The organism is Geodermatophilus sp. CPCC 205761 (assembly GCF_051383655.1).
Classification (GTDB): Bacteria; Actinomycetota; Actinomycetes; order Mycobacteriales; family Geodermatophilaceae; genus Geodermatophilus.
This window is the reverse complement of the sequence record NZ_JALPKQ010000009.1, coordinates 13669-26041: the sequence shown is the minus strand read 5'-3', so window position 1 is coordinate 26041 and position 12373 is coordinate 13669. Positions and strand designations below refer to the sequence as shown.

14 protein-coding genes are annotated in these 12373 nt (G+C 73.2%); 2 read left to right on the top strand and 12 right to left on the bottom strand.

What is annotated here, in order from left to right; genetic code table 11:
* Positions 1-168: 168 nt before the first annotated feature.
* Genes MY526_RS07390 through era form a run of 3 tightly spaced genes read right to left on the bottom strand, consistent with a single transcriptional unit; the run spans position 169 to position 2628 of the window.
* On the bottom strand, positions 169-921 hold the full coding sequence (locus MY526_RS07390) for an isoprenyl transferase (protein WP_436690696.1): 753 nt from the start codon (positions 919-921) through the stop codon (positions 169-171).
* Position 922: 1 nt separating this feature from the next.
* Positions 923-1714 (bottom strand): DNA repair protein RecO, encoded by a 792-nt coding sequence (gene recO, locus MY526_RS07385; protein WP_436690694.1) that lies wholly within the window; start codon positions 1712-1714, stop codon positions 923-925.
* Entirely contained in the window at positions 1714-2628 is a 915-nt protein-coding gene (gene era, locus MY526_RS07380; RefSeq protein ID WP_436703589.1) for a GTPase Era, read from the bottom strand. Before era ends, recO begins: the two co-directional genes overlap by 1 nt.
* Before the next feature lie 140 nt (positions 2629-2768).
* On the opposite strand from era, the gene MY526_RS07375 reads away from it, so the two are divergent.
* Positions 2769-3377 (top strand): hypothetical protein, encoded by a 609-nt coding sequence (locus MY526_RS07375; RefSeq protein ID WP_436703588.1) that lies wholly within the window; start codon positions 2769-2771, stop codon positions 3375-3377.
* An 11-nt stretch (positions 3378-3388) separates the two neighbouring features.
* Entirely contained in the window at positions 3389-3799 is a 411-nt protein-coding gene (locus tag MY526_RS07370; protein ID WP_436690689.1) for a DUF1801 domain-containing protein, read from the top strand.
* 1 nt (position 3800) lies between these two features.
* Here MY526_RS07370 and MY526_RS07365 read toward each other — a convergent pair whose 3' ends face one another.
* From MY526_RS07365 to MY526_RS07325, 9 genes are all read right to left on the bottom strand, one after another.
* Positions 3801-4133: a cytidine deaminase gene (locus tag MY526_RS07365; RefSeq protein WP_436690687.1), complete on the bottom strand. Its 333-nt coding sequence runs from the start codon at positions 4131-4133 to the stop codon at positions 3801-3803.
* Between the two features lie 6 nt (positions 4134-4139).
* Positions 4140-5480 carry a hemolysin family protein gene (locus MY526_RS07360; RefSeq protein ID WP_436690685.1) on the bottom strand — a complete coding sequence of 447 codons (1341 nt, stop codon included), beginning with the start codon at positions 5478-5480 and terminating at the stop codon, positions 4140-4142.
* Positions 5477-5980 (bottom strand): rRNA maturation RNase YbeY, encoded by a 504-nt coding sequence (gene ybeY, locus MY526_RS07355; protein WP_436690684.1) that lies wholly within the window; start codon positions 5978-5980, stop codon positions 5477-5479. The genes MY526_RS07360 and ybeY overlap by 4 nt, the downstream gene beginning before the upstream one ends.
* A 5-nt stretch (positions 5981-5985) precedes the next feature.
* Complete coding sequence (locus tag MY526_RS07350) at positions 5986-7023, bottom strand: PhoH family protein (protein ID WP_436690682.1); 1038 nt, start codon at positions 7021-7023, stop codon at positions 5986-5988.
* 270 nt (positions 7024-7293) lie between these two features.
* Complete coding sequence (locus MY526_RS07345; protein WP_436690680.1) at positions 7294-7653, bottom strand: histidine triad nucleotide-binding protein; 360 nt, start codon at positions 7651-7653, stop codon at positions 7294-7296.
* Between the two features lie 10 nt (positions 7654-7663).
* Positions 7664-8428 carry an ABC transporter ATP-binding protein gene (locus MY526_RS07340; RefSeq protein WP_436690678.1) on the bottom strand — a complete coding sequence of 255 codons (765 nt, stop codon included), beginning with the start codon at positions 8426-8428 and terminating at the stop codon, positions 7664-7666.
* Positions 8425-10251 (bottom strand): branched-chain amino acid ABC transporter ATP-binding protein/permease, encoded by a 1827-nt coding sequence (locus MY526_RS07335; protein WP_436703587.1) that lies wholly within the window; start codon positions 10249-10251, stop codon positions 8425-8427. Before MY526_RS07335 ends, MY526_RS07340 begins: the two co-directional genes overlap by 4 nt.
* Complete coding sequence (locus tag MY526_RS07330) at positions 10251-11126, bottom strand: branched-chain amino acid ABC transporter permease (protein ID WP_436690674.1); 876 nt, start codon at positions 11124-11126, stop codon at positions 10251-10253. Before MY526_RS07330 ends, MY526_RS07335 begins: the two co-directional genes overlap by 1 nt.
* Before the next feature lie 32 nt (positions 11127-11158).
* Positions 11159-12337 carry an ABC transporter substrate-binding protein gene (locus MY526_RS07325; protein ID WP_436690673.1) on the bottom strand — a complete coding sequence of 393 codons (1179 nt, stop codon included), beginning with the start codon at positions 12335-12337 and terminating at the stop codon, positions 11159-11161.
* Positions 12338-12373 lie beyond the last annotated feature (36 nt).

Here is a 12373-nt window from a genome sequence, read left to right as displayed (position 1 = left end):
CGCCGGCCGGCCGCGCGTCAGGCTGTGCCCCCCGGCCTGACTCCGCGCCCCGGTCCGCGCCTCGCTGCGATGCTCCCGGGGCTGTCGTCAGGCTGTGCCCCCCGGCCTGACTCCGCGCCCCGGTCCGCGCCTCGCTCGTTCCTCGCTGCGATGCTCCCGGGGCTGTGGTCAGGCTGTGCCGAAGCGGCGCTGCCGCGACGCATACTCCTCGCACGCGGCCCACAGGTGCCGCCGGTCGAAGTCCGGCCAGAGCGTGTCGAGGAAGACGAACTCGGCGTACGCCGACTGCCACAGCAGGAAGTTGCTGGTGCGGTTCTCCCCGGAGCTGCGGACGAACAGGTCGACGTCGGGCATGTCCGGCTCGTCGAGGAACCGGGCGACGGTCTCCTCGGTGACCTTGTCCGGCTTGAGCCGGCCGGCGGCCACCTCGCGGGCGATCGCGGCGGCGGCGTCGGCGATCTCGGCCCGCCCCCCGTAGTTGACGCACATGGTGAGCGTCAGGACGTCGTTGTCGCGGGTGAGCTCCTCGGCGACCTCGAGCTCCTTGATGACGCTGCGCCACAGCCGCGGACGGCGGCCGGCCCAGCGCACCCGCACGCCCAGCTCGTGCATCTCGTCCCGGCGCCGGCGGATGACGTCGCGGTTGAAGCCCATGAGGAAGCGGACCTCCTCCGGGCTGCGCCGCCAGTTCTCCGTGGAGAAGGCGTAGGCGCTGATCGCCGAGATGCCCAGCTCGATGGCGCCCTCGACGCAGTCGAACAGCGAGGACTCCCCCGCCTCGTGCCCGGCGGTGCGGGGCAGTCCGCGCTGCTTGGCCCACCGCCCGTTACCGTCCATCACGATCGCCACGTGGCCGGGGACCTTGTCGGCCGGGATCGCCGGCGGCCGCGCACCGGAGGGGTGCGGGTCGGGCGCCTTCACCTCACGCCTCACTCAGCAGGCCCGCTTCCCGGCGCGGGGCCGACGGATCGGAACGGTCGACCAGCGGCAGCGAGCGCAGCCCGCGCTCGAGGTGCCACTGCAGCAACGCGGCGACCAGGCCGCTGCCCTCCCGGCGGTTGACCCCCTGGCTGGCCTCGGCGGTCGCCCAGTCGCCGGTCAGCAGCGCGTCGAGCAGCTCGATGGTGACCGGATTGGGCATCGCCGACCCGGCCGGGCGGCAGGGCGGGCACACCGTGCCGCCGGCCGGCACGGAGAAGTGCCGGTGCGGGCCCTCCTCGCCGCAGCGGGCGCACCCGGCCAGCGCCGGTTCCCAGCCGGCCACCGACATGGCCCGCAGCAGGAAGGCGTCGAGCACCAGGCCGGCCGGGTGGGTCCGCTCGGCCAGTGAGCGCAGCGCCCCGATGACGAGGAGGAACAGCCGCAGCGAGGGCTCCTTCTCCTCGGCGGTGAGCCGGTCGGCGGTCTCGAGCACGGCGGTGCCGGCGGTGTAGGCCGGGTAGTCGCCGGCGATCGGCTGGCCGTAGGCGCGGATGGACTCCGCCTGGTTGACGATGTCGAGGTTGCGGCCCGTGTAGAACTGCAGGTCGACGTGGCTGAAGGGTTCCAGCCGGGCGCCGAACTTGCTCTTGGTGCGGCGGACGCCCTTCGCGACGGCGCGCACCTTGCCGTGCCGCCGGGTCAGCACCGTGACGATCCGGTCGGCCTCGCCCAGCTTCTGGGTCCGCAGCACGACCCCCTCGTCGCGGTAGAGCGACTTCGGTGTGGTGCTCATCAGTAGCCCAGCCGGTTCAGCTTCTTGGGGTCGTCCTGCCACTCGCCCAGCACCGTGACGTGCAGGTCGAGGTGCACCCGGGCGCCGAGCAGCGTCTCCATCCCCTGGCGCGCCTCGGTGCCGATGGCCTTGATGATCTCCCCGCCGCGGCCCAGCAGCATCGGCTTCTGGCTCGGGCGCTCGCAGTGCAGCAGCGCGTGCACCGCGACCAGCTCGCCGCCGGCCCGCTTGGGGTCGGGGCTGCGGGTCATCTCCTCGATGGTGACGGCGAGGGAGTGCGGCACCTCCTGGCGCACCTTCTCCAGGGCGGCCTCGCGCACCAGCTCGGCGATCTGCCGCTCGACGTCCTCGTCGGTGGTCTGCTCCTCCGGGTACAGCGGCGGCCCCTCGGGCAGCAGGCCGACCAGGAGGTCCTCCAGCAGCTCGACCTGGTCGCCGGCCACGGCGCTGACCGGGACGACCTCGGCCGCCTCCACCAGCTGGCTGGCGGCCACGAGTTGCTCGGCGACCTGCTTCTTCGACGCGGCGTCGGTCTTGGTCACGACCACGACGACCGGCACCCGCACCTCGCGCAGCTGCCGGGCGATGAACCGGTCGCCGGTGCCGACGGGCTGGTCGGCGGGCACGCAGAAGACGACGACGTCGACCTCGGACAGCGTGTCGCGGACGACGTCGTTGAGCCGGCGGCCGAGCAGGCTCTTGGGCTTGTGCAGGCCGGGGGTGTCGACGAGCACCAGCTGACCGCCGGGCCGGTGGACGACGCCGCGGATGGCGTGCCGCGTGGTCTGCGGGCGGTTGCTGACGATGCCGACCTTCTCGCCGACCAGCGCGTTGGTGAGCGTGGTCTTGCCGGCGTTGGGGCGGCCCACCAGACAGGCGAAGCCGCTGCGGTACGGCTGGTCCGGCGAGGTCACCGCACCAGTCTCCCACCGCCGTCCGACACCCCCGGTGCGCCACCGGGTGAGCTCCCGGACATTCCGCGCCGGGAGTCCGGGGCGGGTCCCGGACTCCCGGCGCGGGGAGTCCGGAGGAGGCCGCCTGGGAGGATCGGGACGTGGCTGGGCGGAGACGGCGGGAGCAGGACGAGCCCCTGGCGGTACGGGTGCTGCGGGAGCAGGAGCGGCACACCACGCAGGTCGGGGCCTACGGCTTCTTCCCCCGCCGCGGCCCGCGGCGCTCGGCGACGGTGACGCCGGCACCGCTGCGCTACTGGCAGTTCAACCCCGCGCGCCCGTGGCTCGTGCTCACCGCGCTGCTCTGCGTCGCGGCCTGGCTGGGCCTGTTCGCCTGGCAGCGCGGCACCGCCGGACTGGTGGACGAGCTGCCGCTGGCGGTGCTGCTCGGCGTGGCCGTGCTGGTGCTGTCGACCGCGCGCACGACCGTGTCCGACGCCGGGCTCTCCTTCGACATCGCCGGGCTGCGGCGGACGTCGACGCTGCACGTGGTCGCCCGCAGCCTGGTCCGCGAGGTGCGCCGGGGGAACCCGCCGGACGGGTGGCCCCGGGCGAGGTCGCGCGGTGGCTGGTGGCCGGGTCGCACGCGGGTCGCCGTCCGGCACCTGGCCGCCGACGGCGACGGCGAGCGGGCCTTCACCGTCTGGGTGCGCGACCCGGAGGCGTTCGCCGAGGCCCTCGGACGGCCGACCGCCGGGGACCGGCACTAGCCTCCTCCGCCGTGGAGCCCCTCGATCAGTACCTGGCGGGCGTGGACGCCGCCGCGGCGGAGACGCTCCGCGAGCTCGACGCCGCCGTCCGGGCCGCGGCTCCCGAGCTGGAGCTCGCCATCAAGTACCGGATGCCGGTCTACGCGCTGGACGCCCGCTGGCGGCAGTGGGTGGTCGCCCTGAGCGTCACCAAGGACGCCGTCAACCTGCGCTTCCTGTGGGGGGTGCTCCTCGACGACCCGCTGGGCGTGCTGCGGCCCGGGTCGTCCACGCTCACCACCTGGGACTTCCCGCGCGGGGCCGCCGTCGACGCGGCGGCCGTGGGCGACTACGTGCGGAACGCGCTGGCCACCCGCGAGCACTTCCTGGCCCACGCCGAGGAGATCAGCGAGCAGGCGAGAGCCCGGGCCCGCGGCCGTTGACTCAGGCGCTGGTGCGCACCGCGCCGTCCGGGCCGGCGAGGAACACCGGGGCGGACGGCGTGAGGTCGCGGACCGCGGCCAGCCCGGCCTCCTCGACCGCGTCGGCGGCGGAGACGATCGCGGCGGCCTCCAGCCCCTCGACGCCGCTGGAGACGGCGGCGGCGACCGCGGCCTGCAGCGCCGACAGCGTCAGCGACGGCAGGGCGACCGACGCGGCGACGTAGGTGCGCCCGTCGGTGTCGCGCACGGCGGCGCCCTCCGGTGCGCCGGTGCGGCCGCGGGCGGAGCGGGCGAGGGTGACGAGCTTGGCGTCCTCGGGCTGGAGTTCAGACACGGCCGGTCAGCTTTCCACGGCCGCGGGCACGTCCGCTCGGGTGGCCCCCGGCTCCTCGTCGTCCTCGGCCACCGGCTCCGGCACCCGGCAGACCAGGATGGTGTCGATCCGGTTGCGCCGCCCGCCGGTGCTCTCCGCGACCAGCCGCAGACCGGCGACCTCGGCGACCGAGCCCTCGATCGGGACCAGGCCGAGCTCGCGGGCCAGCAGGCCGCCGACGGTCTCCACGTCGTCGTCCTCCGGCAGCTCGACGTCGAACAGCTCGGCGAGGTCCTCCACCGGCAACCGGGCGGTGATCCGCACCGAGCCGTCGGCCAGCCGCTCGACCGGGGGCCGCTGGAACGCGTCGTGCTCGTCGGCGATCTCGCCGACGATCTCCTCGAGGATGTCCTCGATGGTCACCAGCCCCGCGAAGCCGCCGTACTCGTCGACGACGATCGCGATGTGGATGCGCTGCGCCTGCATGTCGCGCAGCAGCTCGTCGACCGGCTTGGACTCCGGCACGAACGTCGGCGGCCGCATGAGCTCCTCGACCCGCAGCCCGTTCTTCGGGTCGTGCACGCCCTGGGTCCGGCGGATGAGGTCCTTGAGGTAGACGACGCCGACGACGTCGTCGACGTTCTCCCCGATGACCGGCAGCCGGCTGAACCCGCTGCGCATCGCCAGCGCGAGGGCCTGCCGCACGGTCTTGGTGCGCTCGATCCACACGACGTCGGTGCGCGGCACCATCACCTCGCGGGCGATCGTGTCGCCGAGCTCGAACACCGAGTGGATCATGTTGCGCTCGCCGGACTCGACGACGCCGCGCTCCTCGGCCATGTCGACCAGCTCGCGCAGCTCCACCTCGGAGGAGAACGGCCCGTCGCGGTAGCCACGGCCGGGGGTCAGCGCGTTGCCGACCAGGATCAGCAGCGTCGCCACCGGCCCGAGCACCCGGCCGAGCAGCCGCACCAGGCCGGCCGTGGCCAGCGCGAACCCGTAGGCGTGCTGGCGGCCGAGCGTGCGCGGGCCGACGCCGACGAGCACATAGCTGACGACGGTCATGACGCCGGCCGTGGCGAGCACGGTCTGCCAGCCACCGCCCCACAGCCGGTACACGACGACGGCGCCCATGACCGCGGCGACCATCTCGCAGGCGATCCGCAGCAGGAGGAGCAGCGACACGTGCCGCGCCCGCTCGGCCACGACGTCGACGAGGACGGCGGACCGCTTGACGCCGTCGCGCCGCATCTCCTCCACCCGGGCCATGGAGACGCGCTGGAGGGCGGCGTCCATCGCACCGAAGACGCCGGCGAGGGGGATGAGGCAGACGGCGATCACCAGGAGGGTGATCTCGCCGGAGGTCATCGCTGCCCCGGCCCCCGCTCGACGGCCTCACCGGTCATCGGTGCCCGCGGTGCGGAGCGCCAGCCGTCCAGCAGCTTGGACTGCAGGCCGAACATCTCCTTCTCCTCCTCGGGCTCCATGTGGTCGTAGCCCAGGATGTGCAGCACGCCGTGCGTGGCCAGCAGGATCAGCTCGTCGTCCATCGTGTGGCCGGCGGCGCGGGCCTGGCGGATGGCGACCGACGGGCAGAGGACGACGTCGCCGAGCAGGGCCGGCCCCGGGTCCGGCTCGTCGGGACGGCCGGTGTCCAGCTCGTCCATGGGGAAGGCGAGGACGTCGGTCGGCCCCTTCTCCCCCATCCAGCGTTCGTGCAGCGTGCTCATGTAGTCCGGGTCGACGCACAGCACCGACAGCTCGGCCATCGGGTTGACGCCCAGCTCGGCGAGCACGTAGGTGCAGATCGCGGCGAGCGAGGACTCGTCGACGGCGATCTCGGACTCGTTGGCCACCTCGACCGGCATGCCGTTCAGCCCCCCTGGCGCCGCGGCCGCTGCCCGCGCACCGGCGGCGGCGCGGCCGGCCGGCTCTGCTGCTGGGTGGCGTCCCAGCGTTCGTAGGCGTCGACGATGTCGCCGACCAGCCGGTGCCGGACGACGTCGGCGCTGGTCAGGTTGGCGAAGTGGACGTCCTCGATGCCGTCGAGGATCTCGCGGACGATCCTCAGCCCGCTCTGCGCGCCGCCGGGGAGGTCCACCTGGGTGATGTCACCGGTGACGACGATCTTGGAGCCGAAGCCGAGCCGGGTGAGGAACATCTTCATCTGCTCGGCAGTGGTGTTCTGCGCCTCGTCGAGAATGACGAATGCATCATTGAGCGTGCGACCACGCATATACGCCAATGGCGCGACTTCAATTGTCCCGGACTGCATCAACCGCGGGATGGACTCCGGGTCGACCATGTCGTGCAGCGCGTCGTACAGCGGCCGCAGGTAGGGGTCGATCTTCTCCGACAGTGTGCCGGGCAGGTAGCCCAGCCGCTCGCCGGCCTCCACCGCGGGGCGGGTGAGGATGATCCGGTTGACCTGCTTGGTCTGCAGCGCCTGCACGGCCTTCGCCATCGCCAGGTAGGTCTTGCCGGTGCCGGCCGGCCCGATGCCGAAGACGATCGTGTGCTCGTCGATCGCGTCGACGTACCGCTTCTGGTTCAGCGTCTTGGGCCGGATCGTGCGCCCGCGACGGCTGAGGATGTCGAGGCTGAGCACCTCGGCCGGCCGCTCGGAGCCGCCGGCGCGGAGCATGCCGATGACCCGGCGCACCGAGTCCGGCCGCAGCGCCTGGCCGGTGCCGAGCAGCGCGATGAGCTCGTCGAACACCGCGACGGCGAAGGCGTTGTCGGCCGGCTGCCCGGTCACGGCGATCTCGTTGCCGCGCACGTGGACGTCGGTGTCGACCTCGTTCTCCACCAGGCGGAGCAGCTCGTCGCCCGAGCCGAGGAGGGCGACCATGGAGACGTCGTCGGGGACGGTGATGGTGGTCCGGACCGGGGCGGGGACGGGACGCCCCATGCCGGCGGTGGACGGGGCGGGCGAGCCGAGGTGGCCGTCCGCCGCGGCGGCCTGTGCGGAGGCCTCACGCGACGTGGGGGCGCCCGGCACAGGGACGTTCGGGGAGGAGTCGGGCAAGAACCCTCGACCCTGCCTTCCTGCTGGGGATTTGGCGGACCCCGTCGAGTCTACCCGCGCCGCACCCCGCGAACCGCCGTCCGAGGCGCAGGTCACCCGCCCGGGCCGGGCCCGGAGGGGCAGAAATGGCCATTTCTGCCCCCTCCGGGCACGTCAGCCGGGGGGCCAGTTCAGGTGCCGGCCGCCCAGGAGGTGCAGGTGCACGTGGTGCACCGTCTGCCCGGCCTGCGGGCCGGTGTTGGTCACCACCCGGTAACCGGGCTCGACGCCGTCCTCGCCGACCAGGCCCTCCTGGACGGCGACCGCCTGCGCCGCCCCGACCACCGCGCCGAGGAGCCCTGGGTCGGCGGCGGCCAGCGCGGCCACGGTCGGGTGGTGCTCCTTCGGGATCACCAGGACGTGCGTCGGGGCCTGGGGGTTGATGTCCCGGAACGCGAACACGCGGTCGGTCTCGTGGACGACGTCGGCGGGGATCTCACCGGCGACCATGCGGCAGAACAGGCAGTCGGACACGGCACCGACCCTAATCGGCCCGCCGACCCTGATCGGCCGGACCGCTCCGCCGCCCCGAGGTGCCGTCGACCCCGAGATAGGCCTCCACGATCCGCTCGTCGGCGAGCAGCTCCGCGGCCGGGCCGGAGTGGACGATCTCACCGCTCTGCAACACGTAACCGTGGTCGGCCACCCGCAGGGCCCGGCGGGCGTTCTGTTCGACCAGCACGACCGTGGTGCCCGACGCGCGGATCTCCCCGATGACGCGGAACACCTCGTCGACGATCCGCGGAGCGAGGCCCATCGACGGCTCGTCCATCAGCATGACGGTCGGGGCGGCCACGAGTGCGCGGGCGATGGCGAGCATCTGCTGCTCACCGCCGGAGAGCGCCCCGGCCGGCAGCGCCCGGCGCTCGGCCAGCACCGGGAACCGGTCGTAGACGGCGTCGATGGCGCGCTGGGACGCGCCGCCGGTGTGCCACGCACCCATCTGGAGGTTCTCCTCGATGGTGAGGGTGGCCAGGATCTGCCGCCCCTCGGGCACCTGGACGACGCCGCGGCCCACCAGCTTGTGCGCCGGGGTGCGGGTGATGTCCCGACCCTCGAAGGTGATCCGGCCGCCCGCCGGGCGCAGCATCCCGGAGACGGCGTTGATCACCGAGGACTTGCCGGCACCGTTCGCCCCGACCAGCGTCACGAGGGATCCCGGGTCGGCCCGGAAGGACACGCCGCGGACGGCCTCGACCCGTCCGTAGCTCACCCGGAGGTCGTCCACCGAGAGGATCGGATCGCTCACGGCGCGTTCCTCGGGGTGGTGTCCGGCGGGTCGAGCGTGCCGGCCGCGCCCGGTCGCACGTTGGTGACCGCCCCGGCCGCCGTCCCGTCGGTGCCGCCCCCGGTCGGGTCGGGCAGGGTCCCCTCGGCGATCGACCCGGTGACCGGCTCGTCGTGCTCGGTCCCGAGGTAGGCCTCGATGACGGCCGGGTCCGCGGCGATCTGCTGCGGTGAGCCGCTGGCGATGACCTCGCCGAAGTCGAGCACCACCACCCGGGTGCAGGTCTCCAGGACCATGCCGACGTTGTGCTCGATGAAGAGGATGGTCAGCCCCTCCTCGGCCAGCGACCGGATCAGCGCCGACAGCCTCGCCGCCTCGACGTGGTTCATGCCGGCGGCCGGCTCGTCGAGGATCAGCAGCGACGGGTCCGAGGCGAGGGCCCGGGCGATCTCCAGCCGGCGCTGGTCACCGTAGGACAGGGCCGACGCCCGGGACCCCGCCAGGTCGGCCAGCCCGACCCGCTGCAGGCACCGGGCCGCGTGCTGGAGCGCGGCCCGCTCGTCGCGGCGGGCCGAGGGCAGCCACAGCAACCGGCGCAGGAAGGTCGGGCGGCTGACGAGGTGGGCTCCCACCAGGACGTTCTCCATCGCCGAGAGGCGGTTGAACAGCTTGGAGTGCTGGAAGGTGCGACTCACCCCGGCCCCCGCCAGCTTGTGCACGGGCGTGCGCCCCAGTGGTGCGCCCAGCACCGCGCCGCGGCCCGAACTCGGCGGCACCAGCCCGCTGATCATGTTCACCAGGGTCGTCTTCCCGGCCCCGTTGGGACCGATCAGGCCGAGGACCTCGCCGCCGCGGACCTCGAGGTCGACGTCCCTGACGGCATGGACCCCGCCGTACTCCTTGCCCAGGCCGGTGACGCTGACCACCGTGTCGCCCGCGGCCGGGTGGCGTCGCGCGGTGAGGTGCGGCCCGCCGTCGGCTCCCTGGCCCCGCGACGCCGGCATGCGGGTGCGCCGGGGGATGAGGCTGGCCAGGCCACCCGGCAGGAAGAGGATCACCACGAGCAGCAGGAGCCCGGCCAGGAACGGCCGGATCCAGCCGGCCTCCACACCGACGGCGCGCTGGACCTCCGGGACCACGGTCTGGAAGCCGCTGCCCAGCAGCGGGCCGAGGAACATCGTCGAGCCGCCGACCACCGCGGTGACCAGGCCGTCGACGGCGGCGGTGAAGTCGAAGTCACCCGGCGCGATGAGCCGCACGTAATAAGCGAACAGGACGCCGTACAGGCCGGCGACCGCACCGGCGGTGACGAACGCGGTGAGCCGGTGGCGTCCCACGTCGATGCCCATCGACCGGGCGGCCAGCTCGTCCTCCCGGATCGCCTCGAGGGCCCGGCCGTAGCGGGAGCGCCCCATCCGCCAGAACCAGTAGGCGACGAGGGCGAGCGCCGCCCACGCCGTCCCCACGGTGAGGATCCGGGGCACGGCCAGCCCCTGGGCACCCCCGGTCCACTCCTGGTTGAGGAGCACGACGCGCACCGCCTCGGCGAACCCGAGGGTGGCGATGGCGAGGAAGACCCCCCGCAGGTGCATCGTCGGCAGGCCCAGGACGACCGCAGCGATTGCGCCGACGGCCATGCCGATCAGGACGGCGACCAGCAGGGCCGGCAACTCGCCCACCCGCTCCCTGTCCGGGGCGAGGCCGGCCGCGGTGAACGCGGCCAGGGAGGCGAACCCGGCCTGGCCCAGGCTCAGCTGACCGGCGATGAGGACGGCGTAGAACGAGTAGGCGAAGATCGCGCCCAGGGCGATGAACGTCAGCGTCGTGGCGTACTCGAGCAGCATCAGACCTCCCGGACCTTCCGGGCACCGAGCAGGCCCTGCGGGCGCACGAGCAGGATGACGAACAACAGCCCGAAGGCGATCACGTCGCGCCAGGACGACCCGATGTACTGCACGGCGAAGACCTCGGCCAGCCCGAGCACCAGCCCGCCGATCATCGCCCCGGGCAGGGACCCCATCCCGCCGACGATGATCACCGCCAGGCCCTTGAGCTCGATCGCCGAGCCCATGCCCAGCTGGGCGGTGTTCACGTTGATGGCGAACAGCACGCCGGCGACCGCGCCGAGGGCGGAGGAGATCGCGAAGGTGACGGCGGTGATCCGGTCGACGTTCACACCCAGCACGCGGGCCGCCGTCGGGTTCTCCGCGACGGCTCGCATGCCGCGTCCGAGCCGGGACCGGGTGACCAGGAAGGTCAGGCCGACCATCAGGGCCAGGGAGACGCCCAGGATCACGACCTGCACCAGCGTGACCTGGGCCCCGGCCACCTCGAGTCGGGTGTCGGGGAACGACCCCGCCGGGAAGCGCCGGGTGTCGGGCCCGTACCGCCACTGCAGGAGGGCGATGAGCATCCCGGCCAGGGCGATGGAGGAGATCAGCCCGGCGAAGTGGGCGTCGGCCCGGCCCTTGAGCGGCCGGAACGCCAGCCGCTCGATGACCAGACCGAGGACCGCGCCGAAGACGAACACGATCGGCAGGGCCGCCCACAGGGACAGCCCGGCCCGCTCGACGAGCTCGATCCCCACGAACGCCGAGGCGGCGAACACCGCGGGGTGCGCCAGGTTCAGCCGGTCCAGGATGCCGAAGACCAGGGTGAACCCGATGGCGAACAGCGCGTAGATCGAGCCGATGAAGATGCCGTTGACCAGCTGTTGCACAGGGGTCCCCCACTCGTCGCCGGGCGACCGGATCACTCCAGGACGGCGAACTGGCCGTTCTGGACGACCTGCACGACGGCCGGGTGGACGGCGTCACGGTTCTCGTCGATGGAGAAGTCCCCGAGGACGGTCGGGACGTTCTCCAGCTGGCCGAGCGCCTCCTTGAGGCTCTCCCGGTCGGCGGCGCAGGTGGCGCGGACCGCGGTGTCGACGAGCATCAACCCGGCGTAGGCCTGGGCGGCGAACTGGTCGGGCTGGGTACCGAACTCCGCCTCGAAGTCCTGGAGGAAGGCGGTGTTCTCCGGGTTGTCGGAGGACGAGTTCCACGCGGCGCCCACGACGACGCCCTCGGCAGCGGCACCGGCGTCGGCCATCAGCTGGGGGTTGTTGAACCCGTTGCCACCGATGATCGGGACGTCGATGCCGAGCTCGCGGGCCTGGGTCACCAACGGGATCGCCGCCTCGATCAGCGCCGAGACGACCAGCGCGTCCGGGGTGCTCTGCTGCGCCTGGGTCAGCAGCGCGCGGAAGTCGGTGTCGGCCTTGGAGAAGGTCAGGGTCTCGCTCACCTCGACGCCCTCCTCCTCCAGCGCGGCCGCGAAGGCGTCGTAGCCGGACTCGGTGAACGCGTCGTCGTTGCTGTACAGGACGACCACCTGGGAGAGGCCGAACCGCTCGGTCGCCTCGGCGATGGTCTGCGGGATGACCGCCTGCTCGGTCAGCGAGTTCCGGAAGATGTAGTCCCCGATGTCGGTGACGCCGGCGGCGGTGTTGGAGATGCCGAGCACCGGCACGCCGGCCTCCTGCGCGATGGGGTCGGCCTGCAGGGCCGCGTTGGACAGGGTGGGACCGATGATCAGGCTGACGTCCTGCGAGACGAACTGGTCGAAGAGCGTGATGCCCTGCCGTGGGTCGGTCTGGTCGTCCTCGATCACGAGGTCGTAGGTGACGCCACCCTTCTCGGCCAGCTGCGCGGCGGCCAGCTCCAGCCCGCGCTGCTGGGACTCGCCGTAGCTGGCGGCGGCGCCGGTGAGGCTCAGCACCGCCCCGATCGGCACCTCGCCGTCGATGGTGCAGGAGTCGCCGGTGCCCTCACCGGTCAGGTTCCCCGAGGCGGCCGAGCCGCCGCCGTCCGCGTCGTCCGAGGCGCAGGAGGCGAGGACGACGACCGCGGCGGTGGCCGCGGCCACGGTGCTGAGCTGAACGCGCATGTCTCTCCTGTCGTCGCGGCGGCGGCGCCGGAGACG

What these genes read in the sequence shown, in the direction of transcription:
- recO (WP_436690694.1), bottom strand. Translation starts at nt 1,714, where the DNA reads ATGAGCACCACACCGAAGTCGCTCTACCGCGACGAGGGGGTCGTGCTG.
- MY526_RS07360 (WP_436690685.1), bottom strand. Translation starts at nt 5,480, where the DNA reads ATGACCTCCGGCGAGATCACCCTCCTGGTGATCGCCGTCTGCCTCATC.
- ybeY (WP_436690684.1), bottom strand. Translation starts at nt 5,980, where the DNA reads ATGCCGGTCGAGGTGGCCAACGAGTCCGAGATCGCCGTCGACGAGTCC.
- MY526_RS07350 (WP_436690682.1), bottom strand. Translation starts at nt 7,023, where the DNA reads ATGGGGCGTCCCGTCCCCGCCCCGGTCCGGACCACCATCACCGTCCCC.
- MY526_RS07335 (WP_436703587.1), bottom strand. Translation starts at nt 10,251, where the DNA reads ATGCTGCTCGAGTACGCCACGACGCTGACGTTCATCGCCCTGGGCGCG.
- MY526_RS07325 (WP_436690673.1), bottom strand. Translation starts at nt 12,337, where the DNA reads ATGCGCGTTCAGCTCAGCACCGTGGCCGCGGCCACCGCCGCGGTCGTC.